Origin of the sequence: Evansella sp. AB-P1 (assembly GCF_029688925.1) — a bacterium.
In the GTDB taxonomy this organism is placed as follows: Bacteria; Bacillota; Bacilli; order Bacillales; family Salisediminibacteriaceae; genus Evansella.
Genome location: NZ_JARUKY010000022.1, coordinates 41,331 through 65,621, shown reverse-complemented (window position 1 = coordinate 65,621; position 24,291 = coordinate 41,331). Strand labels below are relative to the sequence as shown.

At 33.9% G+C, this 24,291-nt stretch carries 19 protein-coding genes and 1 other annotated feature; of the genes, 12 read left to right on the top strand and 7 right to left on the bottom strand.

The features are described 5' to 3' along the window. Positions 1 to 414 precede the first annotated feature (414 nt). Positions 415 to 1,476, top strand: coding sequence for a serine hydrolase domain-containing protein (locus QA612_RS19135; RefSeq protein WP_278285435.1), 1,062 nt, complete (start codon positions 415 to 417; stop codon positions 1,474 to 1,476). 134 nt (positions 1,477 to 1,610) lie between these two features. On the opposite strand, the gene QA612_RS19130 is transcribed toward QA612_RS19135, so the two are convergent. From QA612_RS19130 to proB, 5 genes are all read right to left on the bottom strand, one after another. Continuing rightward, positions 1,611 to 2,738, bottom strand: coding sequence for an acyltransferase family protein (locus QA612_RS19130; protein ID WP_278285434.1), 1,128 nt, complete (start codon positions 2,736 to 2,738; stop codon positions 1,611 to 1,613). A 494-nt stretch (positions 2,739 to 3,232) separates the two neighbouring features. Then, the gene (locus QA612_RS19125; protein WP_278285433.1) at positions 3,233 to 4,681 is read right to left on the bottom strand and encodes a sensor histidine kinase; all 1,449 of its coding nucleotides are present in this window, start codon (positions 4,679 to 4,681) and stop codon (positions 3,233 to 3,235) included. Positions 4,682 to 4,693: 12 nt separating this feature from the next. Then, positions 4,694 to 5,398: a response regulator transcription factor gene (locus QA612_RS19120; protein ID WP_278285432.1), complete on the bottom strand. Its 705-nt coding sequence runs from the start codon at positions 5,396 to 5,398 to the stop codon at positions 4,694 to 4,696. Positions 5,399 to 5,581: 183 nt separating this feature from the next. Continuing rightward, positions 5,582 to 6,826 (bottom strand): glutamate-5-semialdehyde dehydrogenase, encoded by a 1,245-nt coding sequence (locus QA612_RS19115; RefSeq protein ID WP_278285431.1) that lies wholly within the window; start codon positions 6,824 to 6,826, stop codon positions 5,582 to 5,584. Positions 6,827 to 6,839: 13 nt separating this feature from the next. After that, positions 6,840 to 7,946 carry a glutamate 5-kinase gene (gene proB / locus QA612_RS19110; protein WP_278285430.1) on the bottom strand — a complete coding sequence of 369 codons (1,107 nt, stop codon included), beginning with the start codon at positions 7,944 to 7,946 and terminating at the stop codon, positions 6,840 to 6,842. Between the two features lie 67 nt (positions 7,947 to 8,013). Next, positions 8,014 to 8,224 (bottom strand) — a binding site (T-box leader). A 176-nt stretch (positions 8,225 to 8,400) separates the two neighbouring features. Here proB and ade point away from each other — a divergent pair. Both ade and QA612_RS19100 read left to right on the top strand, forming a co-directional pair. After that, positions 8,401 to 10,140, top strand: coding sequence for an adenine deaminase (ade, locus tag QA612_RS19105; RefSeq protein WP_278285429.1), 1,740 nt, complete (start codon positions 8,401 to 8,403; stop codon positions 10,138 to 10,140). 137 nt (positions 10,141 to 10,277) lie between these two features. Beyond that, positions 10,278 to 11,348, top strand: coding sequence for a branched-chain amino acid aminotransferase (locus QA612_RS19100; protein WP_278285428.1), 1,071 nt, complete (start codon positions 10,278 to 10,280; stop codon positions 11,346 to 11,348). Positions 11,349 to 11,397: 49 nt separating this feature from the next. Here QA612_RS19100 and QA612_RS19095 read toward each other — a convergent pair whose 3' ends face one another. Next, the gene (locus QA612_RS19095) at positions 11,398 to 11,607 is read right to left on the bottom strand and encodes a hypothetical protein (protein WP_278285427.1); all 210 of its coding nucleotides are present in this window, start codon (positions 11,605 to 11,607) and stop codon (positions 11,398 to 11,400) included. 81 nt (positions 11,608 to 11,688) lie between these two features. On the opposite strand from QA612_RS19095, the gene QA612_RS19090 reads away from it, so the two are divergent. From QA612_RS19090 to QA612_RS19055, 8 genes are all read left to right on the top strand, one after another. After that, complete coding sequence (locus QA612_RS19090) at positions 11,689 to 12,900, top strand: alanyl-tRNA editing protein (RefSeq protein WP_278285426.1); 1,212 nt, start codon at positions 11,689 to 11,691, stop codon at positions 12,898 to 12,900. A gap of 254 nt (positions 12,901 to 13,154) precedes the next feature. Further along, positions 13,155 to 14,426, top strand: a complete 1,272-nt coding sequence (locus QA612_RS19085; RefSeq protein WP_278285425.1) for an ammonium transporter — start codon at positions 13,155 to 13,157, stop codon at positions 14,424 to 14,426. Next, on the top strand, positions 14,344 to 15,441 hold the full coding sequence (locus QA612_RS19080) for a DUF294 nucleotidyltransferase-like domain-containing protein (RefSeq protein ID WP_278285424.1): 1,098 nt from the start codon (positions 14,344 to 14,346) through the stop codon (positions 15,439 to 15,441). Before QA612_RS19085 ends, QA612_RS19080 begins: the two co-directional genes overlap by 83 nt. A 6-nt stretch (positions 15,442 to 15,447) precedes the next feature. After that, positions 15,448 to 16,176 carry an exonuclease domain-containing protein gene (locus tag QA612_RS19075; RefSeq protein ID WP_278285423.1) on the top strand — a complete coding sequence of 243 codons (729 nt, stop codon included), beginning with the start codon at positions 15,448 to 15,450 and terminating at the stop codon, positions 16,174 to 16,176. A gap of 328 nt (positions 16,177 to 16,504) precedes the next feature. Further along, complete coding sequence (locus tag QA612_RS19070; protein WP_278285422.1) at positions 16,505 to 16,843, top strand: MerR family transcriptional regulator; 339 nt, start codon at positions 16,505 to 16,507, stop codon at positions 16,841 to 16,843. Between the two features lie 756 nt (positions 16,844 to 17,599). Then, entirely contained in the window at positions 17,600 to 18,577 is a 978-nt protein-coding gene (locus QA612_RS19065; protein WP_278285421.1) for an AAA family ATPase, read from the top strand. Beyond that, positions 18,574 to 19,707, top strand: a complete 1,134-nt coding sequence (locus QA612_RS19060) for a DUF58 domain-containing protein (protein ID WP_278285420.1) — start codon at positions 18,574 to 18,576, stop codon at positions 19,705 to 19,707. The genes QA612_RS19065 and QA612_RS19060 overlap by 4 nt, the downstream gene beginning before the upstream one ends. Beyond that, on the top strand, positions 19,697 to 21,019 hold the full coding sequence (locus QA612_RS19055) for a hypothetical protein (protein ID WP_278285419.1): 1,323 nt from the start codon (positions 19,697 to 19,699) through the stop codon (positions 21,017 to 21,019). The genes QA612_RS19060 and QA612_RS19055 overlap by 11 nt, the downstream gene beginning before the upstream one ends. 9 nt (positions 21,020 to 21,028) lie before the next feature. Here QA612_RS19055 and QA612_RS19050 read toward each other — a convergent pair whose 3' ends face one another. After that, positions 21,029 to 21,739 (bottom strand): YwaF family protein, encoded by a 711-nt coding sequence (locus QA612_RS19050; protein WP_278285418.1) that lies wholly within the window; start codon positions 21,737 to 21,739, stop codon positions 21,029 to 21,031. Between the two features lie 177 nt (positions 21,740 to 21,916). Here QA612_RS19050 and QA612_RS19045 point away from each other — a divergent pair, with 177 nt between their 5' ends. After that, positions 21,917 to 24,100 carry a DNA topoisomerase III gene (locus tag QA612_RS19045; RefSeq protein ID WP_278285417.1) on the top strand — a complete coding sequence of 728 codons (2,184 nt, stop codon included), beginning with the start codon at positions 21,917 to 21,919 and terminating at the stop codon, positions 24,098 to 24,100. Positions 24,101 to 24,291: the final 191 nt, after the last annotated feature.

Sequence of the window (24,291 nt, the reverse complement as noted above, 5' to 3'; positions counted from 1 at the left end):
AGCAGTACTAGTAGATGCAGAGACAGGACCATGTGCTTTAGCTGTATACAAAATGTCTAGTGTGGAGGTTGAAGCTGTGGGCGGTACTTAGGCGTAATTGGAGGATGGCGACATTACGCCGTTGCCTACAAGACGTAGGCTGCCCTTAGGCGTAATTGACACGTCTGAAGCGGAGATCGAATTAAATATAAGCTTTTTGTATAAATATTCGTGATTTATAATGAAATAAAGAATGATGAAATTGACTCATTTATACTTTAATTTTCCTCTGATTAGTTTATATGTAATTTATGTTGTTATTAGTAATCGTTCCATTTGAAAAATCACCATTTCATCATACATTGAGATACATTTATGATTAATGTTTTAATTTATACAAATAAGGGTAAAGAAGTAATTAGCAATTAATAAAGGATGGTTTTGGTGGGGAAAGTCGCTGTCATTTTAGGAGTAATTATTATGATTTTTACTATATATTTATTTACTAGTACTTCATACTTTGATTCAACGACGACATGGGAAGCTTATGATAGTCCTGAAGATGCAGGATGGTCTATAGATAAATTGGATGAAGCGAAAGAGTACTATGATTCGTTAAACTCCACTGCAGCTATTGCCATATATGATGGGAAAGTTTTATTTTCATGGGGAAATGTTTCAAAGAATTCAAATGCCCATTCTGTTAGAAAAAGCTTCCTTAGTTCCCTTTATGGTATTCAAGAAGGACATGGGAACATAGATATTGATCATACATTACATGAATTAAATATCGATGACCAGCCTAGATTATCTATTACAGAGAAAAATGCTACAATAAGAGACCTATTAACTTCTAGTTCTGGTGTTTTTCATCGAGCTGGTGAAGAATCATGGGGAATGATGAGAAATCGTCCTACTAGAGGTAGTCATGAACCAGGGGCTTTTTTTTACTACAACAATTGGGATTTTAATGTACTAGGAACGATTTATAATAATAAAACAAATAATGATCTGTTTCTTCAATTTAAAGAACAGATTGCTGATCCAATTGGGATGGAGGACTTTGATTTAAGTAATACAGAATACCGAACAGAAGTTAGAAGATCAATACATCCATCCTATTTATTTCAAGTATCAGCAAGGGACATGGCCAGGTTTGGTCAATTATATTTACAAGAAGGTAACTGGGACGGGGAACAAATTATACCTAAAGATTGGATTGAATCGAGCACAACTCCACAAGTAAATGTTCTAAGTAATGATGTCTTTGATTATGGTTATATGTGGTGGGTGGCTACTTCAGGTCCATTTAAGGATTTAGGGTTGTATTCGGCAGTTGGTAGATATGGTCAATCTATTGATATTATTCCAGAACTAAATTTGGTTTTCGTCCATCGAGTAGATTCCAATAGAAGACTGTTTCAATTATTTCCAAGAGGTGTAAATCAAGAACAGCGGTTAAGGCTATTGAATATGATCATTGAAGCAAAGAAATAACCTATAAATAATGATTCATAAATTACGAAGGCTTTCTTAAACGAATGATAGAATTGTTTTTAATAGCTTAAAAAATAAGAAGATGCCTAAGGCACCTTCTTATTTTTTTGGTTACTATAAGTTTGGATGGATAATTAGGATGAATAAGTAAGTCGTTTATTTCCTGAACCATGTGTTTTGTAGCTTTGTTTAGGCAATGGATTTTCTTTATAACCAATACCGATTTTTCCAACAATGTATTGTCCGTACTTCCATTTGTTCACATAATATACAGTACCAATTGAAAAGGTAATACTTAGTGTAAACAGTAGTAATATATACATAGAGCCTAGTGGTACAGGATTCATTTGATATAAATAATCAATGACTGATTGATAAAAGTAATGGAGCAGATAAATTCCAAATGAATATTGGCTAATTGTTATGAGTAATTCAGGGATTTGTTTAAGCTTCGTTGCTACATAATAAAGGAAAAATATCAACGAAGTTGTATGAAATAGAATATCAATCCTTTTTGAACTGTGAATAGCTAACAAATCAAAATGATATAAAGCAAGCAACATAATGCTTGAGAATATCGGTGCAATTAATATTAATTTTTTGTATTTTTTTAATAGAGCAAGAAACTCTTTGTAATAATGACCACAATAGAACCCAAGTGTAAAATAAAATATCCAGCCTAAAAATGGTACCCAATAAAATCTATCCCAAATATATGCAGCATATTGAAAATTTGGAGCGGTCGTATAATTAAAAATCCATAAATATGTGATATTAATAAAGAGAGAGACCGGAATGACTATCTTTGGATTAAATACCTTGAGTTGCCGATGGAATAGCTTATGCAAAATAATAAATTGAAAAATGATCAATATAAAATAACCGTGATAATCTCCAATTATTACATTCATAAATAGTTTAAAGCTCCATCCTTCCAATGAACTCATATACGGTATCGAATAAAAGAATGCCATAAATAAAAATGGTAAAAATAACAATTTTATTCTTTTATTAATAAAGTAGTCAGGTAAATCCTTGTTTTTATAAGAATAAGAAATTAAAAATTGTGAAATAAAAATAAAGACAGGTGTTCCAAAATATAGAAGCATATTTAGTGAATCAAAAAGAAAATAATTTAAATTTGTTATATTACTACTTGGAATTGAATTTAATCCGATTGCAATTGCGTGTACCATAACTACACATAAACATGCAATACTTCTTAAAACAAACAATTCATTTATCATACTTGATTGTTTCATTTTTCTCCCACCAATAATAATTTTTATCTTCTACTTGCCTTAAAAAGATGGTTCTGCTAAACGGTGTTGCTAATTTCGCATTTTTAACACTCCAATTTCACTTAATGTCCGGCCACGTACTGAGAGCAATGGTGCAATCCATGGCTGTGCATACAACGATTCATTCATTAGTGATTAAAATTCAACACTATCTTTTAACAGAGCTAATAATATAATGAATTGCAAGATAGAACATAAGAAACATGGGTTTAGAATCCCGATGTTACAATCAATTGTAAACAAAAGATTTAATAAAACTTTAAGCAATTTATTAAAAATTTATTAAAAGTTATATTTTTTATTCCTTGATTAGAGAATATTGTTGATTATTGTTGAAAGTTAATTTACGTAAGATGCGAGTAGTTTTGTCTTCCTAAAAGAAGAGGTGTCACCAAAAGTTAAAAAATTTTGGTGACACCTCTGTTAAGATAGTAGAATAATTACATTCAATTTAGTTAATTTTTCGATTGAATAATTGGAAAACGAATTTTAAACGTGGTACCTTTTCCTAACTCGCTTTCTGCCGTAATAGACCCTTTATGCAACCCAACTAATTCTTTTACAATGGCAAGACCTAGGCCAGTTCCTCTTCCTTTTTTTTCTCTCTGTCGATCTACCTTAAAAAAGCGGTCCCAGATTCGGTCTAAATCATAAGATGGAATTCCTGTACCAGTATCAGAGATAGATACAATAAGGTTGGAATCCTCTATTTTTATTTCTGTTGAGATAATTCCGTTTTTTGTAAATTTATTTGCATTATGAATAAGATTCATAAAAATTTGTTCAAGTCTCACTGAATCTCCTACAATCATTGGTATGTTGTTAGGAAGATTGAGATCCACTTCATTTCCCTTTTCTTTAATAACATTTTCTAAGTTTAAAAACACTTTTTTCATAACCTCATCTACTTGTACATAGTACATGTCTAATGAGATTTCTCTTTTCTCCAGTTTTATTAAATCCATTAAATCATCTACTAAATGATTTAAATATTCCGTTTCTCTATACATAATACTGTAATATTTTTGTTGAGATTCTTTATCCTTTACTAAACCATCCTGTAATGCTTCTAAAAACCCTTTCATTGCAGTTAAAGGAGTCCTTAATTCATGTGAAATATTGGCAATAAAATCTTGACGTCTTTCTTCTAAAGAATCTCGTTCATTTTCAATTTCATTAAACTTTTCAGCCATACGATTAAATGATTTCAGTAGCTCTGCTATTTCATCTGGAACTTTCTCGTGGTATTCTACACGTTTATTGTAGTTTCCTAGAGCAATTTCATTAGCAGCCTCTTCCACCTTCTTTAATGGCTTTGAGATGGACCAAGATAAATAGGAAACAAGAATACTAACAATGACAAGACCACTAATAATAGCCCATAGAACAATTTCTCGAATATTTCTTACTGTCGTATTAATTCCACCGATTGGAGAATGAACAATTATTCCCCCATATATTTCTTCATTTGTTCCCCAAGGCGTAATAACAGAAAGCATCGGACGTTCTTCTTCTTCAATATTCATTACTTGGATTCGATTTCTTCCTTCTAATATATCATCCATAATGTCGTCATCATCATTCATTAATTCCCCAACAAATAAATCTTGCCTTGAAGAACTTGCTACAATATGACCTGAACGATCAAGAATCCATATAGTAGAACCAGAATATTGTCCTAATTGTTCGATTGTGTTTTCAATTTCTTCTGTCACTACATTACTATGATGGATGATACCATTAATGCTAGCTGCTTGCTGAAGCATTTCTTGCCTTTTTTGATCTGTAATATAGTTACTTGATGAAATGGAGATTACGATACCGATAAGGGAAAAGCCTACGATAAATATAAATAAATAACCAATTAATAAACGGCGGAATAAACTTCGATTTAACGATTTCATAGGAACGAGAGATCACTCCTTTTTGCTATGTTGGAATTGATATCCAACACCCCATACTGTGTGAATACAATTGATATTATGTTGTGAAAATTCATCCCGGATCCGTTTAATATGTACATCAACTGTACGAATGTCACCGAAAAAGTCAAATCCCCATACGTGTTCAAGTAATTGCTCTCTCGTTAGCACTGCATTAGAATGACGAACCAAATAAAGCAGCAATTCAAATTCTTTTGGACGGAAAAATAGTTTTTTTCCATTAACAGTGACTACTCTTTCCTTCACTGATATTGTAAATAATTTAAAATCATATAATTCTTCTTGTGAAGTATCATTTTTTTGTTGTATTGATGGCAAACGCCGAAAAATAACCTTTATTCTAGTAATTACTTCTCTTGGACTAAAAGGTTTTGTTATATAATCATCAGCACCAATTTCTAATCCTAAAATACGATCAAACTCTTCGTCTTTTGCTGTTAGCATAATTATTGGAACATCTGCTGTTTTACGAATCTCCTTACATACGTCATATCCATCAATATCAGGCATCATTATATCTAATAAAATAATATCCGGTTTTTCCTTTGAAAATAAAGATATGGCTTCTTTTCCGTTATTTGCATGGATAACCTCATATTGATTTTCAGTGAGATATAAGCCCAAAATTTCATGAACATTCGGGTCATCATCAGCAATTAAAACTTTAGATTGACTCATTGTATACTCCTTTATAAAAAATAGTATCATATATTATTTTAACTTACTTTGTCCTCGGAACAAACTAAATTCCGTTATATTAATATCATATTTATAAATGAAGCTAATAGAATGCAAAATGTCCATTAGAATCAGTAAAATGAAATGGAGTGTCTAAAAAGAAGACACTCCACTAATTAATTTTTATTTCGTTTGTCCTTCACCTAATATTAAATACTTCGTAGATGTTATGGCTTCTAATCCCATTGGTCCTCGTGCATGGAGCTTTTGTGTGCTTATTCCAATTTCTGCACCGAAACCAAACTCAAATCCATCTGTGAAGCGGGTTGAAGCATTATGGTATAACGCAGCAGCATCCACATAAGTAAAAAACTGTTGTAGGTTGTTTTTCGATTCAGTGATAATGGCTTCTGAATGCTTTGTACCATGCTTTTGAATATGCTCAATTGCTCCTTTAACATCAGGTACAATTTTTACAGCAAGGATTAAATCTAAAAACTCAGTATCCCAATCTTCATCAGAGGCAGGAGAAATTCGTTCATCTATTTGTATACTTAGATTATCTCCTTTTAAGGTAACATTTTTTTCTTTTAGTTCATCAACAAGGGTCGCTAAATTATTTTTAGCCCACTCTTCGTGTATAATTACTGTTTCAGTAGCGTTACACACGGAAGGTCGTTGCGTCTTTCCATTTACTGTTATAGAAATTGCCATTTCTTTATTCGCCGTTTCATCAATATATATATGACAATTACCTACTCCAGTTTCAAGAACAGGTACAGAAGCTTTTTCTACTACTGCTTGAATAAGACTTGCACCACCTCTTGGAATGAGGACATCTAAATATTTATTAAGAGTGAACATTTTTTCAGCTGTATCTCTACTCGTATCTTCTAATAATTGAACAGCATCCTGTGAAATGTTACTTTTTTCTAATGCTAAATGAATGACATGGACTAACGCTTTATTGGAATGGAAAGCAGAAGAGCTTCCTCGCAATAGTACACCGTTACCTGTTTTTAAACAAAGGCTAGCAGCATCAATTGTAACATTAGGCCTTGCCTCATAAATCATCCCTATAACGCCTAATGGAACGCGAACCTTCTTTATAAATAAACCATTAGGTCTTTTTGTTTCTGTCATAATTTCTCCAATTGGGTCTGTTAATTCCACTAATTCCTTTAATGCATCACTCATATCTTTAATGCGGCTTTCTGTTAATGTTAATCGATCTATTAATGCTTTTGAAAAGCCTTTTGCTTCTCCTTCAAGAATGTCTTTCTTGTTTTCTGCTAAAATATATTCCGTTTCTTTCAGAAGTTCATCTGATAGTAGTAATAAGGCCTTATTCTTATCTTCCGTAGTAGCAGCCCCTAATTCTCCAGTTAATTCCTTTAAGATGGAGGCTTTTCTTAATAATTCATCCATTATTTTCAACTCCTTATTTAAATGTAATCCAATGGTCACGATGAATAGCTTCCGTAATAAGACAATTTGTTGTTCTTTCAATTTCACTGCTATCTTTACCCTTTATTTCATTTAATTGTTCAGAAGAAAAATTAACTTGTCCCTTACCTATTATCTTTCCTTTGCCGTTAATAACTTCAATAACATCTCCTGCTTGGAAGGGGCCATAAACCTCTTTTATTCCAACAGGGAGAAGGCTCTTTCCTTTTTCGAGCATTGCCATTGCTGCACCATGATCAATCACTATTTTTCCATTAATAGTAGAATGGAAGGCAATCCACTGTTTTTTACTTTTAACAATTTTATTGTTAGAGTGGCCAATATAGGTACCATCTCCTTTACCAGTTAAAATATCTAGAAGCTTTAATTCCCCTTCACCGATACCAATAAAGATATTATTTACTCCTAATGTACTTGCTGCTTTAGCAGCCTCGATTTTTGATCTCATTCCACCGGTACCAAGCTTTGATGTAGATTTTTTAACTTTAGAGAGTAATTCATCTGTAATAGTAGAAAGGAACGTATATTTTTTTGCAGTAGGATTTTTTCTAGGATCAGAATCATATAATCCATTAATATCAGTTAAAATAATTAAATAGTCTGCATGGATGAGACCACTAACGAGTGCAGATAGCATATCGTTATCACCGAAAGTTAATTCTTCGATGGAGGTTGAATCATTTTCATTAATAATAGGAACGATATTTCGTTTCAACAGTTCTGTTAATGTTGCATATGCATTCTTGTATTGTTCTTGATTAACAAAATCGTTTCTTGTTAATAACAATTGTGCAACATTAATATCGTGTTTAAGAAACTCGTCACTATATCCTTGCATTAGTAAACCCTGACCTACGGCTGCGGCTGCTTGTTTTCCTGCAATTTTAACTGGACGGGATGGATAACCAAGTTTAGTAAATCCAGCAGCAACAGCTCCAGAAGAAATAAGGATTACTTCATGTCCTAATTTCTTTATATGAGCTATAGCATTTGTATGTTCTTGAAGCTTTGCTTGACATAGTCCACCTTGTGCATTAGTCAAGGAACTACTTCCAATCTTTACAACAATTCTATGTTTCATGTTAACCCCTCATTTATTATAAGTGTGAAACTAATCTATTTTGATAAAAAAGAAAAACCCAGTCCTAAAAAAGGACGGAGTTTATTTATCCGCGGTACCACCTTTGTTGGTAATCTACTATACCCACCTCAACCTATAACGCTGGTTAAGCGTTAGTTATACTAACTAATAGCTCAAGGACAGGTTCAATAGGGTCTGTACGAAGGAATTTTCCAGCCAATGAATTCCTATCTCTGTTGCAAGACGATCTATTTACTAATCCCTCTCATTGCATTTAAATTTGAAAGAAGCTAACAAGCTAATTTTTTATAATTATCTGATATTTGCACAACGAAAGTCAATAGGATTTAATAAAATGTAATAAAATTATTCTATATGCTTTTTTTAGTGTAAAGAATAAGAATTATTGGTACTATGAAATAACTATTTTGTTTAAATAAAGGGGGAAAGGAAGATGGAAAGGGAAAAAGAAGATTTACTTCGTACAATAACCGCAGCAAGTAATAGTGATCTCGTTGATCTAGTAATTAAGAATGGAAAAATTGTGGATGTTTTTAACCATGAAATTATCCACGAAGATGTTGCAGTTCAAGACGGTATTATTGTAGGTTTAGGTACTTTTAAGGAAAAAAAAGAAATTGACGCAAAAGGAAAATATGTAACACCTGCATTTATAGATAGTCATGTACACATTGAATCCTCCATGGTTACTCCATCAGAATTTGCAAAAGTAGTCCTTCCTCATGGAGTAACAACTGTTGTAGCCGATCCTCATGAAATTGCCAATGTATCAGGTAAAGATGGAATTCAGTTTATGCTAGATTCTTCAGAAGGACTGCCATTGAATGTTTATGTAATGCTTCCATCTTGTGTTCCAGCAACCCCCTTTGAGAATGCTGGTGCATTATTGGGAAAGAATGAATTAGAAAGCTTTTATAGTCACCCAAGAGTACTAGGATTAGGGGAAGTGATGGATTATCCATCCGTTTTGAATAAAGAAGATAGTATGATGGAAAAAATTTATGATGCTAGGAAGAAGGATGTCCCAATTGACGGGCATGGTGCAGGACTAAATGCTGCTGCACTTAATATATACACTGTAGCAGGTATAAAGACAGATCATGAAGCAGTAACTGTTGAAGAAGCGAAAGAACGTTTAAAACGAGGAATGTATTTAATCATCAGACAAGGTTCTGTAGCTAAGGATTTACCAAATTTAATAAAAGCAGTAACAGATAAAAATAGTCGAAGATGTATTTTTTGTACAGATGATAAACACATTGAAGACCTTATTCAAGAAGGCAGTATTAATTTTAATGTGAAGCTTGCGATTGAAAATGGATTAGAGCCTATATCCGCTATACAGATGGCTTCATTAAATGCTGCAGAATGTTATGGATTGAAAAACACAGGAGCAATAGCACCAGGTTACAGAGCTGATTTTTTACTACTAAATGACTTAGAAACTGTAGACATTGATAAAGTATATAGTGCAGGGACATTAGTAGCTGAAAATGGATCTATCGTGAAAAGATGGGATGAAGGGAAGACAAATGAATGGAAGGGACTTATAAAATCGGTAAATATGAAACCGATAATCAAAAAGGATTTGGAAATATACCTAAATAAAGTTGAGATGGCAAATGTAATTGAAATTATTCCAAATAGTTTAATTACAAGGCATATTGTAGAAAACGTACCAACTAAAAATGGTCTTTTCCAGCCATCTACTTCAAAGGACTTATTAAAACTAGCAGTTATAGAAAGACACAATCATACCGGTAATGTGGGGTTAGGAATTGTAAAAGGATTAAATTTAAAGTCAGGAGCAATTGCTACAACAATTGCCCATGATTCTCATAATGTAATTACTGCAGGGACAACGGATGAGGATATGTTACTTGCAATTGAAAGAATTAATGAAATTGGGGGCGGATTAGTAGTAGTGAAAAACAGGAAGGTAATATCATCATTATCTTTAAAAATTTCTGGCTTGTTGTCAGAAAACGGATTTGAAGTTGTTAATGATCAACTAAAAGAGATTAGTGATGCCCTCAAGGATATAGAGGCATCGGAAAAATTTAATCCTTTTTTGACCCTTTCGTTTCTTGCGTTACCGGTAATTCCGGAAATAAAATTAACAGATAAAGGTTTGTTTGATGTAAAGAAATTTAAGCATATTGATATTAACTGAGATAATTCTAAAATTTATCAACAATCAACAATATCACTTGTATTTTTATGAAGTAATTTTTACAATAGTTTGAACAGGGTCTTTTCATTCTTTAGTACTAATGAAAAGTTGTGAATGTTTAATGAGGAGAGATAAGTATGAGTAAAGAACTAACAATAGTACAAGCAACAAATCCAAAGCCGAAGCCACACCCCGACCATTTAGGATTTGGAAAGTATTTTACAGATCACATGTTTGTTATGGACTATCATAAAGATAATGGCTGGTATAATCCCCGGGTGATTCCTTATGAACCGATTACACTAGATCCAGCGGCAATGATTTTTCATTACGGACAAACCGTTTTTGAAGGGCTAAAGGCTTATCCTACAGTAGATAACCGAACATTATTATTTCGTCCTGAAAAAAACTTTGAAAGATTAAATCGTTCATGTGAAAGACTAAGTATTCCTCTAATAGATGAAGAATTCGTATTGAGTTCATTAAAGGAGCTTATAAAGCTTGACAAAGAATGGATTCCAACGTCCGAGGGGACTTCTTTATACATACGTCCTTTTATCATTTCAACAGAAACAAATTTAAGAGTTTCCCCAGCAAATACGTATCGTTTAATAATAATATTATCACCAGTAGGTTCCTATTATCCTGAAGGAATTCATCCTGTAGGCATTAATGTAGAAAAAGAATACACAAGGGCTGTTAAAGGTGGAACAGGTACGGCAAAAACAGCAGGAAATTATTGTGCAGGATACAAAGCACAAGCAAGTGCTAGTGAACAAGGGCAAGCACAAGTTCTTTGGCTTGATGGTATTGAAAAAAAATATGTAGAAGAAGTAGGAAGTATGAATGTATTCTTTAAAATAAAAGGTGAAGTCGTTACTCCAGAGTTAAATGGTAGCATATTAGAGGGTATTACAAGAATGTCTATTATTGAGATGTTAACTGACTGGGGAATTCCAGTTGTAGAGAGAAAAATTTCTATTGATGAAGTGCTTCAATCATACGAAAATAATTCCTTAGAAGAGGCCTTTGGAACTGGAACAGCAGCGGTTATCTCTCCAATTGGTGAATTGAACTTCGAAGGGAAGCAAATGCTCATTAACAAAAGAAATACAGGACAGCTTTCTAAAAAGCTATACGAATCAATTACTGGAATTCAAACAGGAAAACTTCCAGACCCATATAAATGGACAGTTGAAGTAAAATAAAGCCAGCATTATAAAAAGCCGCCCTTTATATATAAAGGGCGGCATACTATTATGAAGCAGATGGTTGTGGTTGTGGAGATACCTCTGTCGTTGAATGTTTAATGGCGATTTTTCCTTTAAAAATATTAATGATTAAAGATATCATAAATACTGACATGATGGAATAAAAACCCCCTAATAAGCCAATCGAATATACTCCTGTCAAGATTACAAAAAAGTCAAAAAAAAACGTTGTTAAGCCAGGATTTAGTTTATACATCTTCTGTAAATCTTTGGATTTATGGGGAGAGGTTCAGAAGGATTCATGCAACACAATGTATTTTGTAAGGAGATGTGTTTTTTGACAAAAAAATTATATTATGATGATCCGTACATAAAGTCTTTTTCAACAAAATGTAAGATGAAAGTACAAGATGAGGAAGGTTGGTTTGTTGTTTTAGAGGAAACAGCTTTTTATCCAACTGGTGGTGGGCAACCTTATGATGTTGGATTATTAAACAATGTAGGAGTATACAGAGTGGAAGAAAGGAAAGGGGAGGTACGTCATTACATAAAGGATCCATTACCAATTAATGAAGGTGACAGAATAGAAGGCTCCATTAATTGGACGAGAAGGTTTGATCATATGCAGCAGCATGCTGGGCAGCACCTTCTTTCAGCTGCATTCGAGGAATTATTTCAATATGAAACAGTTGGATTTCACCTAGGGGAAACGCATTTAACGATTGATTTAAATATTGATCAATTAACAATAGACCAAGCATTTAAAGCGGAACAATTATCAAATCAAATCATTTTAGAGAATAGACAAATAGACACTAGATGGGTGAATGAGCAAGACCTTTCAGACTATCCACTGAGAAAAATGCCGACAGTATCAGAGGATATAAGATTAGTGGTAATAGATAATTTTGACTACAACGGATGTGGTGGAACACACCCTTCTTCAACTGGTCAAATAAGGGCAATCAAAATATTAGGTTGGGAACGACAGAGGACAAAAATCAGGATACAATTCATTTGTGGCGAACGTGTTTTAAGTCAATTTCAATCAAAGCATAAATTACTTGTATCCTTAGGGAGTTTATTGCATTCATCAGAAGAAACAATGGTAGAAGCAGTGGAACGATTGCAACAAAAAGAAAAGAACCTGGAGAAATCCTTAGAAAGTGAAAAAGAAAAGGTCATGGAGGCTGAAGTACAAGGATTAATGAAAAATAAAATGAATGTTAATGGACATTCATTAATTTGTACTGTGTATAAAGGTCGTTCTATGCAAGATTTACAAAAGATTACCCGTATGATCGTTGAAAATAATGAATATGTGATTGCATTTGTTGTGTGTGAATATGAGAAGCAATTACGTTTTGTACTAGGTAGAGGTAAGAATGTAGAGGTTAATGTAAAAGAAATTGGTAATCACCTAATAAAACACATTAATGGAAAAGGGGGAGGAAATGAAGCATTTATACAAGGTGGTGGAGAAAAAGTAGTATTAGGAGAAGAGTTATTGGAGTTTGGATTAGTCCTTTTTAAACAATTAAAAAATTAGAAAAAATAAAATCCTAAAAGATTTAATGGTAATCTTTTAGGATTTTTACTCTTAATAAATTGTTTTCACTTCAAAAAGTTTAAACCTTTATATAGCAATGTTGAAAGCGTTTTAGTAAATAAACATTGAAGTGACGCTATTTAAATACCTTGTTAGATAATCTTACGGATTTGTTGTTTCAGAAAATTTCAAAAGTATAATTGGACTTAACAAAGGATGTTAACAACATTCACACAAAAAGGGAGAGGTGTAAGATGGATCCAATTTACTTAATGAATAACGTCTTTATTATTGTTTGTTTTACTTTAGTACTACTGATGCAAGGTGGATTTATTTTATTGGAAGCAGGATCCACAAGAATGAAAAACGCCGGTCACATTGCCGGTAAAACGATCTTTACAGTTGGGGTAGCATCCATTGTGTTCTGGGCTGTAGGGTATGGATTTATTTATGGAGAAGGAAACGCATTTATAGGCTTATCCGATTTCTTCTTTGGTGACTTTACTTCTGAAGTCGATGGGTTAGCAGGCTCTACGGACTTTATGTTCCAACTTGCATTCGCAGCCATTGCCTTAACGATTGCCTTCGGTGGTTTTGCTGAAAGGGCGAAACTTACTGCTTATGTTGTTTTCGCTATCGCGTTCTCAGCAATCGTCTATCCAGTTGTTGCTCACTGGATTTGGGGAGACGGATGGTTAGCAGATCTTGGAAAACAAGACTTTGCAGGTTCAACCGTTGTTCATTTAACTGGTGCTATGGCAGCATTAGCAGCAACGATAATTTTAAAACCACGTATTGGGAAATTCAACAAAGATGGTTCACCAAACGACTTAGCTGGACATAACCAAGTATATACAGCATTAGGTGTTCTAGTCCTTTGGGTAGGTTGGTTTGGATTTAACGCAGGTAGTACATTAGGTGTAGATGGTGCCTTCTTCGGTTATGTAGCACTTAACACACAATTAGCAGCAGCAGCAGGTGCTATTGCAGCCATGTTTATCGTATGGGCGCTTTCTGGAAAAGCAGACATACCAACAACTTTAAATGGTGCTTTAGCAGGTTTAGTTGCAATCACAGCATCTTGTGCTTTCGTAGCACCTTGGGCAGCAGTAGTAATCGGTGTGATTGGTGGATTAATCGTATATGCGAGCATGAAATTCTTTGAGAAAATGCAAATTGATGACCCAATATTCGCTTTATCTGTTCATGGTATTGCAGGTATTTGGGGAACCATTTCCACCGGCTTCTTTGCAACACCTGAATTAGCAGCAATGAACGGTGGAGAAGCGGGCCTATTCTACGGTGGTGGTTTAACACAGTTAGGTGTTCAAACTATAGGGGTTGTATCTTCAGGTTTATTCGCTTTCGTATTATCATTTATTATCTTAAAGGTAATGGTAACAATCATGGGTGGTATCCGAGTATCTGAGGAAGAAGAGCTAATTGGGCTTGATATGGCAGAGCACGGAAGCTACGGTTACCCAGAGAATATGCCTACTGAGGAAAATAAAGCTCCGGGAGCATAATAGATATACCTCTATAAACAAAGGGGTGATAGAAGATGGATATTCTTCACAAGGTATGAGGTATGAGGACATAAAAGAGTTACGGTCAGATCGGATTAAAGTGATAACAGAAGATCACATATTACTAAATGAAATACACGATGAGTTAATGCAATCTATTGTAGAAATAGCTGTTGCAGAAGTTAAAAGTGAGTTGGGGTCGCCCCCTTCTCGCTTTGCTTTCTTTCTAATGGGAAGCGCAGGTAGGTTTGAACAATCATTTTGGAGTGATCAAGATCATGGAATCATATATGAGAAATCAAATAATGAGAATGCTAACTATTTTATAAGGCTTGGAAAAGAAATATCAAAAGGGCTATCTATTTGCGACTATGATTTGTGTGATGGGAAAGTTATGGCTTCTAATCCGTTGTGGTGCAAATCTATTGATGAATGGGAACGGCAGGTAAGCGGGTGGTTAACGGAAGATAGCTGGCAGTCCCTTCGAAACATTTCTATTTTATTTGATTCCAGAGTGCTAGTAGGAGAGAGTGATTTTTTAAGAGTTTTAAAAGATATCATTTTTAAAAGATTAGACAAAGAACAGAACATAATATTTCGATTGTTAGATAATGTGGGGTATGTAAAAAAAGGTATAGGTTTCTTTGGACAGCTACTCCCTGAAACGAATAGTAAAGGAAAAGGGCATATTCATATAAAAGAAAAGATATTATTCCCATATGTGAATTCAGTCCGATTACTTGCATTTAAAGAAAGAATTTATTTACCTTCCACTTTATCGCGATTTAATCATTTAACAGCATTTTATAAGGATATGAAAGAATATGAAGAAACTTTTCATAGAATTCTTGAATTGCGTTTGCATTTTCAAAAAAGGTTGAATGAAGATGATAATGTAAATTTAATAAGTATTGAAGCATTATCATCAAATGAAAAGAAAGAAATTAAAATAATGATGAAAAATGGTTACAAGTTGTTTCAAAAGACAAAGGGGATTATACAACAAAGGGGTTAAAGATATATGAATCCAATGATTCAATTTATAAAACAGCTATCAGGAAAGTTAAATCCAAATGTATACTCTACTGTCTTAAATCAAACAGATGCTCGACAGGTAGCGTATCTCAGACAACTACAAAGGGAAATAAAAAGAGAAGATTCCCTTGAGATACCCTTTTCAGATCTGAATGTCATCGTGTTCGATTTAGAGACTACAGGTTTTTATCCTAGTAAAGGGGATAAAATTTTATCAATAGGAGCTGTTAAAGTAAATGGCGATCATGTTTTGGAGGACGATGTGTTTTATTCCTTAATATTAAGTCAAGATGCCCCTTCAAAAGAAATTGAAGAATTAACTGGAATTACAAAAGATCAATTAGAGAAGGCTCCCCCAATTGAGAAGGTACTTATAGACTTTTATAAATATATACAAGGGAACACCCTTGTAGCACATCACGCTACGCATGAAAGAAACTTTATGCAACATATGACCTGGAATGTTTTAAGAACACAGTTTGAACACCGGATTGTTGATACAACCTTTTTAACAAAGATTATCGAGCCAAGTGGCAATTTAATAACGTTAGATGATTGTTGTAATCACTTTGGTATTACAATTAATCAGAGACATCATGCCTTACATGATGCTATTGGAACTGCAAAGCTATGGGCAGAAAATATTGGAACGATTCAAAAGTTAGGGTTTAGTAATTTAAAAGATGTGTACACATATTTAGCTAACAGTAGATAACAATTTCTTAATTTTTGCTTCTACGTGCTAAAAATACGCCTAAGAGCTGCTTATGTCCAGTAGGCAAGGGTGTACCTAACACACAGACAACCCTTGGGGAGAATTATCTTTCAGTTTGCTCTGTCTCTTCTTTTGCAAGTTTTGCTCTGAAGCTAAATCCGTTGAGACAATTGGCAAATAAAGGGTGATATAAATGCTCGTAGCTATTGCTCTTCCCGCTGGAATCTGACATCATCTGGAAAAAATCAAATTTCTATTAAACAAAACCATCTTTTATCACAGCCTATTAAAAAGAAAATTAGATTCAATGAAAAGGGGGGGAGGTGTCGTGTTAAATCATATACCAAATCATTTAGCAATATTTCCGATGCGCTTTGTTGAAGATGTAACAAATTTATCAGGAAGACAAATTCGTTACTATGAGGAGCAAAATTTAATCACTCCTGTAAGGAATAAAGGAAATCAAAGAACATTTTCCCTTAATGATATAGAACGTTTAACGGAAATAAAATATTTAATTGATAAGAAAGTAAACATTGCTGGAATTAAGGCAATTATTGCTTCTAAGGAACAAAAAGAAAATGTATTCATTAAGGATGAAGTAGTTCATTCCTTTACTTATGAAGAATTAATGGAACTTCTATATCAACAAGATAAATTAGAATAATTTTTCTGTGTCAGGTTCTCCTAATAGAGAACCATTTTTTATGATGGTTTAAAGTCAAGTATGTTCGTATCTATTGCTTTTCCCGCTAGAGTCGCCTCCCTTCACTACTGAACTATTTTTGGTACAATAATTCATTTTCTATATTTATCAACTTCTATTTTCAGGGTAGACCGCCTATGCAAGTGTAAATTTGCACCATGGGGATGAAAATTTTCTATCTAAGGAGGTATACTACCTTCCGCAAATCCAATCTCATACCGTTTGCGGGAAGAATATCGGCTTCATCATCCCGCAATTCTGCTTTTCTGCCATTTGCGGTAACAAAGGAGGCTTCTTTTATCCCGCATTTTTGTTTTTCCGCCGTTTACGGTAACAATGGCCGCTTCTTTCTTATTTTCAGGGTAGACCTCCGATGTAAGCAAAACTTTCACCATGGAGGATGAAAATACTCATCAGGAAGTTCATCCGTTCTATGCGGAACAATTATACCTAAGGGAAGCCCACGTCCTGTGGGCAACGGCATAATCCTGCCATCCTGGCTGTGCGGGCAACGCCTCAGCCTCCCCCCTTCCCACTTACGTGGCGAAGGGTCGAGTCTTCGCCTGTTGCTTTCTCCGCTAGAGTCGCCGCATTCCACTCCTGAACTAACGCTTATTTTCAGGGTGAGACTTTGTGATAAAAGGATATTTACCATTTATGTAGAATACAGTGTTATACGAGAAAAGAGGACAAATCATACAGTTAAAGGAGAATTGCATGGTTAATTTAATCGAGATCAAAGAGGTTTCAGAAAAAGTTAAAGAAAACATTTCAAAAGTAATGATTGGAAAAGATGACGTAGTGGATCTACTACTTGTATCCTTGATTTCGTCAGGTCACGTCCTCCTTGAAGATGTACCTGGTACTGGAAAGACACTCCTTGCAAAATCTTTAGCGAAATCGATTGATTCAACGTTTAAGCGTGTACAATTTACCCCTGATTTACTCCCGACAGATGTAAGTGGAATAAACTTCTTTAATCAGAAAAAAGGAGAGTTTGAGTTTAGACCAGGACCTATATTTTCAAATCTAGTACTTGCAGACGAAATTAATCGCGCTACACCTCGAACGCAATCTATTCTTTTAGAATGTATGGAAGAGAGACAAGTAACGATTGAAGGGGTAACCAGAAAATTAGAACGCCCTTTTCTAGTCATTGCAACGCAAAATCCAGTTGAAAATCAAGGAACATTTCCTCTACCAGAAGCACAATTAGATCGCTTTTTACTTAAAGTTAATCTAGGTTATCCTTCACCAGAAGAAGGAATAGAAATTTTAAAACGATTTAAAGAAAATAATCCTATAGAAAATTTGCAACCTATCGTTTCAGAGGAGGAAGTAATATTAGCACAAAACCATTATTCAAAGGTGTATGTTAGTGATGAGATATTAGCATATATTATGGATATTGTGGAAGCAACAAGGAATAATTCACAAGTGAAATTAGGGGTTAGTCCAAGGGGGAGTCAAGCACTTCTTAAGTCAGTACAGGCATATGCTGCAATTAAGGGAAGGACTTATGTGATACCAGATGACGTGAAGAGGATGGTGAAACCTGTATTAAGTCATCGATTGGTATTAAGTCAGTCGATGAGGATGAATCCCAATGAGGCTAATCTTATATTAGATAGACTTTTGGAGGAAGTAACTGTTCCATCAGAAGAAACATTGGAAAAGGAGTTACAGAAACGATGACTCTCCAATGGTTAATCTTCTTAACAGTTGTCATCATTTTCTTGCAACGAGTCCTTTATGAAAAAAGAGCTCTAAAGCATATTTATTACAACCGCTACTTTAATAAGGACGCAATATTTGAAGGGGAAGAGCTAAAAATGATTGAAGAAATCGTTAATCGGAAGCTGTTACCGGTTCCATGGTTACGATTAGAATCAAAATTTAGTGAACACCTTCAATTTCAAACCAAATCGACCTTAGATATTGCACATGATCAGTTTCACCGAAGCTTATTTAGCTTACTTCCTTTCCAAAAAATTAAACGACATTATTATTTAAAAGGGGAAAAAAGAGGACACTATTGGCAAAAGCATGTTTCAATGACAAGTGGTGATCCTTTTGGTTTGGTAAATAAAAAAGAAACAATTAATATATCAGCGGAAGTATTTGTATATCCAAAGTTACTTTCTCTTGATGAAATACCACTTCCGTCAAGAAGTTGGCAAGGGGATATTACGGTTCGAAGATGGATTATGGAAGACCCCTTTATTATTGCAGGTGTTAGGGAGTATTCCTATGGAGATCCGATGAAAACAATTAACTGGAAGGCTACAGCAAGAACAAATACTTTGCAGGTAAGTAAGAACGACTATACTGCAGATCACCACTTAATGATTTATCTTAATTTTGATCTTACAGAGGATATCTGGATGCCTATTCAAAATGAGGGGCTCATTGAGACTGGTATTTCATATGCTGCTTCTATTGCTCAGAATGCCATTGAACAAGGAATTTCAACAGGCTTTGGTTGTAATTCATACATTATTGAACCTGGTGCCAAAGTTGAACGGATAAAGAAATCGGTCCGTGTTGAACCGAACTACGGCTCAGATCACTTGCATTACCTTTTTCAAACGATGTCAAAATTAAAGATGGATAGGAGCAAGAGCTTCAATCGCTTCTTGGAAGAGGATGTAACAAGTAAAAGAAGAGATACTGATATTTTATTTATTACGTCTATGATGACAAGAAAAATGGAAGAACATATTTGGGAGCTTGAAAAGGAAGGGAATGCAGTTGAGATTCTTTGGTTGCAAGACAGCAAAAACATAGATGTCGGAATAGAGCAGGGTGAAAAGAATGTCCAATAATCCTTTGAAAGAAATTTTGGTGAAATGGGCAACTGGATTTGTAGAATATTTAAGCTTATTTCCTTTACTAGTAATAATAGGTATCTACTTTATTCCAACAGATTTAATACTAATATGGTTTATTATTCTTCCTGTTATATTTCTTGTGGGTGTGATTTGTGGGGCTTTGTTAAGATTAGAACGGATGATGTTTTTTATACTTATCTCAGCTGTAGTAAGTGTATCCGTGGGTTATTTCATCATGGAAGAGATATTTTCACGATTGTTTATGATGTTCTTTAGTATGTTTATGATGATGAGAGGGATAAGCTATGGAAAGAAAGAGTGGGCTTCAGTATATCATACCGTTTTTTCATGGCTTAGTTTATCGATCTATTTTATTCTCGCCTTCCTTTTTCCGAACATAGATCACTTACAAGCGTATACGAATCTAATTATTTGGGCAGGAATGCTTACTCTAGTAATTACTTTGTTTATACAGAATTCAAGACAGCTACAGGTTGTAACTTTATCAAAGAAGAAATCATCCTTACTAAGTCGTAGTGTGATACTACAAAATAGATTTTTTATTATATTGACACTTGTATTTGTCGTAATTTTAGCGAATTATAGAATGATACAAGATGGTTTTTTAAATACAATTGGTTTCATATTTTTATCGATTTCTAGATTTGTTACATGGTTGTTTACGTTTCTTAATGGTGAAGAGATTTTGGAAGAAAGAGAATTTGGTATGGCCCCACCTACAGGTGAACCAGGTAATATGTCCAATACACTCCTTATTATTTTATTAATTTGCATAAGTGTTGTCGTGATTTTAATGATTGTATATATTATAAAAAAATTCATGAGAGTACTAAAGGGTGTATTCTCTTGGGTAATGAAATGGTTGAAACAACTTCTTAATAAAGCAGGTGCTGAACAAGATGCTAGTCATTATTTTGATGAAAAGGAAAGTGTGTTGAATTGGAAGGATTGGAGAAAAAAATATCAAGATAGAGCAAAGGATTTTCTTTCAGACATTTTCAAAAGGGAACCAAGCTGGACTAGTTTAAAAAATAATCGAGAAAGAGCACGTTACATTTATCGTCATGTCATTTTAGAACAAATTAAACAAGGGTATCCCTTTAAGCGAAGTGAGACCCCGAAAGAAACGTTAAGGAATATAAAAGGTAAGGAAAAATATCCATTGGAAGAAAATAAGCTGAATAGATTAGAAAAAGCATATGAAAAAGCAAAATATAGCAATGACGAAATTTCTGATAACGATGTAATGGAATTAAAACAGCTAATAAAAAAGAGAAATGACTAATGAAAAAAGTCATTCCTCTTTTTTTTGTAAAATGTAAAAAGGGAGATATAATAGGATAAACATGACAATGGCAACAAGTTCAAGTGATAATATGTACCATGGATAGGGGCCTAGTAGATCAAGTATACTAGGTCCTTCAGGTTTTCTTGCTAAGAACATATAGTTTGCACCAGTCATTATATTAACCCAAAAGACGATAAAGGCTATGACGTTTAAAGCTACAAAGGATTTAATCATGGATCGAAATGTTGGCCTAAATTTATATACAAATACCATATAAAAAATCCCTAAGATAATGGCGATATGTGCTATGAAAAAATGAAGGAAACGAAAGTGTGGAAATGTGTAAAATAAATCTGGTGTTAGTAAAGCTTGTATAGCTCCTCCAACTCCAAAAAAATAAACAATTTCGAATATGGCGTAGGAACGAAAAACAATCATAAAAGCTGTAACATAGAGGCTAATGGTACAAAGATTTAATGGTAAATGAAAACGTACACTCCATAGCCCATGGTATATTGTCCAAGCTATAAGTGAAATTTCAGAAAAAATAAGGAGCACAAAGATAATCCAACGTACATGCCTCATGTATTGTTTGTTTCTATGGAAATAGATCCATACCATAGATAGAACAAATACGATAAGTACGATAATGTGTGCTGGTGAAAGAAATAAGGCTTGTTCACGAAAAGTAGATGGGTTTAAAAACTGTTCTATCATTTTATACACCACCAATTAACATAAATAAATGTAATCAAATCATATCATGTTTAATTTCTTAATCAAAGATAACTTTGTTCATTTTTTCCTATTCTAATTCGTGAAATTATACTATAATGAAAACAAATGTTCTCTTTTGGACGTATTATTATGCCTATGTAAAGGTGGTTTCAAATTATGAAATTAATCATTGCTGAAAAGCCGGACCAAGGATCTAAACTTGCATCACCATTTTCTCATCAAAAAAAAACTGGCTATATCGAAATTTCTCCAAATCAGGTTTTTCCAAAAGGTGCTCTCTGTACATGGGCAGTAGGGCATTTATGTGAGTTAGTACCTCCAGAAGAATATGATAACAAATGGAAAAAATGGTCATTGGATGCGTTACCAATCATCCCAAGCAAATTTAATCATCGTGTAAGTCGTTCTAAGTGGAAACAATTCAATATTATTAAAGGTCTTGTACACCGTAGTGATATAGAAGAAATTATAATAGCTGGAGACGCCGGACGAGAAGGGGAGGCTATTGTTCGAATCATTTTAAACTTATGTAAAAACAATAAAAGAATGAAACGGCTGTGGATATCATCTTTAACACCGAAAGCTGTGACAAAAGGATTTGAAAATTTATTAGATGAAGCAGATACAAGAAATATTTATTTTGAAGCACTAAGCAGATCATGTGCAGATTGGCTTATTGGGATGAATGCTTCGAGAGCATACACTCTCTTACTTCAGCAAAAAGGTATTAACGATGTTTTTTCCACTGGTCGAGTTCAAACGCCAACACTAGCATTAATTGTGAAACGTGAAAAAGAGATTAATCAATTTAAACAAGAGGATTTTTGGGAAGTTAAGGCAACATTTAAAATGGATGGAAAAAAATATGAAGGTACATGGCATAAAGAAAAAGAATCCCGTCTAAAAGAGAAGGAAATGGCTGAAAGAATAAAGGGATTTTGTATTGGAAAAGATGCAACCATACAATCGATAGAAAAAAATCGAAAAGAATTTCCAGCCCCATATTTATTTAATCTTTCTAGCTTACAAGCTACAGCAAATAAGCGTTTTAAGTTCTCACCACAACAAACGTTGGATGTTGCTCAAAAGCTATATGTAAAAGGTATCATCTCCTATCCTCGAAGTGATTCAAATTTTATTACGAAAGAAGAAGCAAATATGCTCCCATCTATTCTTCAAAAAATAAGTGAAATTCCAAAATACAAAACATTTTTTCCGTTACATCACAAATCATTAATAAGTAATAAACGCTTTGTAAATGATAAAAAAGTTTCTGACCATTATGCAATTATACCAACAGAGCAAGTGACTGATCCTACGAAGCTATCTAATGAGGAAGAAAAGATATATACATTAATAGTAGAACGCTTGCTTTCTGCACATGAGGATAAAGCAATTGTTGATTACACGACGATACATACACTAGTTGACCACCGAGCAACATTTATTTCAAAAGGCAAGGAAACAGTACAAGAAGGCTGGAGAAGAATTATATTTAGGGATCGAAAACAAAAGGATAATTCAGAAGAAGAGGAACAGGATTTACCTTCCTTAAAGGAAGGAGAGATAGGAAAAGTGGAGGATGTTGCAATTAAAAAAGGAAGGACACAGCCTCCAAAAAGGTATACAGAGGGTGAATTAATCACACTAATGAAGACTGCAGGTAAGCATTTAGATGATAATGAACTTGTAAAGATCCTTAATCGAACAGAAGGACTTGGAACAGAAGCTACTCGTGCAGGGATTATCGGTGTTTTAAAGGATCGAAAATATATTAATGTGGAAAAAAATCAAGTATCCCCAACAGAAAAAGGGAAATTATTGATTGATGCAGTTGGTTCTAGTATTTTAGCATCACCAGAAATGACGGCAAAGTGGGAACAACGCTTGTTCGAAATTGGACAAGGTGAAGCGTCTCCAAATGTATTTATGGAGCAGTCAAAAAGACTAACAGCAAAACTGATCGAGGATGCTATAATACAGTCAAAGCATTGGTCATTAGATTCAGTTAATATTGACGATATAAATAAAAATTCAACAAAAACGAAGGGATTTAAAGGGAAAAGAGGGAAAGGACCCATTGGTAAATGTAAGAAGTGTACAGATGGGTTCGTTGTAGATAAAGGTTCCTTTTATGGTTGTTCAAATTATTCAAAAACGAATTGTAATTTTACCATTTCTAAAAATGTATTAGGAAAAAAACTTTCCATGTCTAATGTTAAGAAGCTATTATTGGAGAATAGTACAAATAAGCTTGAAGGTTTAAAGAAGGGCGGTAAAACGTTCAATGCTTATTTAGTTTGGAATACTGAGAAATCTAAAATGGAATTTAAATTTTAAGATACCCTTTTCACCCTCACACCCAATGGTACAAATGATTATTTGCATGAGAGGTCTACTATTAAAATAGACTGGTTCAGCAGTGGATGATGACGACTCCAGACGAAGTCACAAAGGCTACACTTATAATATTAGTACACCAAAACAAATATAAACGTTTTTCATCAATCATTCTCTCTGAATTAAAACGG

Excerpts from the sequence above, each read along its gene's own strand:
- QA612_RS19045 (WP_278285417.1), top strand. The coding sequence starts at position 21,917 with ATGAAATTAATCATTGCTGAAAAGCCGGACCAAGGATCTAAACTTGCA.
- ade (WP_278285429.1), top strand. The coding sequence starts at position 8,401 with ATGGAAAGGGAAAAAGAAGATTTACTTCGTACAATAACCGCAGCAAGT.
- proB (WP_278285430.1), bottom strand. The coding sequence starts at position 7,946 with ATGAAACATAGAATTGTTGTAAAGATTGGAAGTAGTTCCTTGACTAAT.
- QA612_RS19135 (WP_278285435.1), top strand. The coding sequence starts at position 415 with ATGGTTTTGGTGGGGAAAGTCGCTGTCATTTTAGGAGTAATTATTATG.
- QA612_RS19100 (WP_278285428.1), top strand. The coding sequence starts at position 10,278 with ATGAGTAAAGAACTAACAATAGTACAAGCAACAAATCCAAAGCCGAAG.
- QA612_RS19055 (WP_278285419.1), top strand. The coding sequence starts at position 19,697 with ATGTCCAATAATCCTTTGAAAGAAATTTTGGTGAAATGGGCAACTGGA.
- QA612_RS19120 (WP_278285432.1), bottom strand. The coding sequence starts at position 5,398 with ATGAGTCAATCTAAAGTTTTAATTGCTGATGATGACCCGAATGTTCAT.
- QA612_RS19085 (WP_278285425.1), top strand. The coding sequence starts at position 13,155 with ATGGATCCAATTTACTTAATGAATAACGTCTTTATTATTGTTTGTTTT.
- QA612_RS19075 (WP_278285423.1), top strand. The coding sequence starts at position 15,448 with ATGAATCCAATGATTCAATTTATAAAACAGCTATCAGGAAAGTTAAAT.
- QA612_RS19060 (WP_278285420.1), top strand. The coding sequence starts at position 18,574 with ATGACTCTCCAATGGTTAATCTTCTTAACAGTTGTCATCATTTTCTTG.
- QA612_RS19115 (WP_278285431.1), bottom strand. The coding sequence starts at position 6,826 with ATGGATGAATTATTAAGAAAAGCCTCCATCTTAAAGGAATTAACTGGA.
- QA612_RS19095 (WP_278285427.1), bottom strand. The coding sequence starts at position 11,607 with ATGTATAAACTAAATCCTGGCTTAACAACGTTTTTTTTTGACTTTTTT.
- QA612_RS19125 (WP_278285433.1), bottom strand. The coding sequence starts at position 4,681 with ATGAAATCGTTAAATCGAAGTTTATTCCGCCGTTTATTAATTGGTTAT.
- QA612_RS19065 (WP_278285421.1), top strand. The coding sequence starts at position 17,600 with ATGGTTAATTTAATCGAGATCAAAGAGGTTTCAGAAAAAGTTAAAGAA.
- QA612_RS19050 (WP_278285418.1), bottom strand. The coding sequence starts at position 21,739 with ATGATAGAACAGTTTTTAAACCCATCTACTTTTCGTGAACAAGCCTTA.
- QA612_RS19130 (WP_278285434.1), bottom strand. The coding sequence starts at position 2,738 with ATGAAACAATCAAGTATGATAAATGAATTGTTTGTTTTAAGAAGTATT.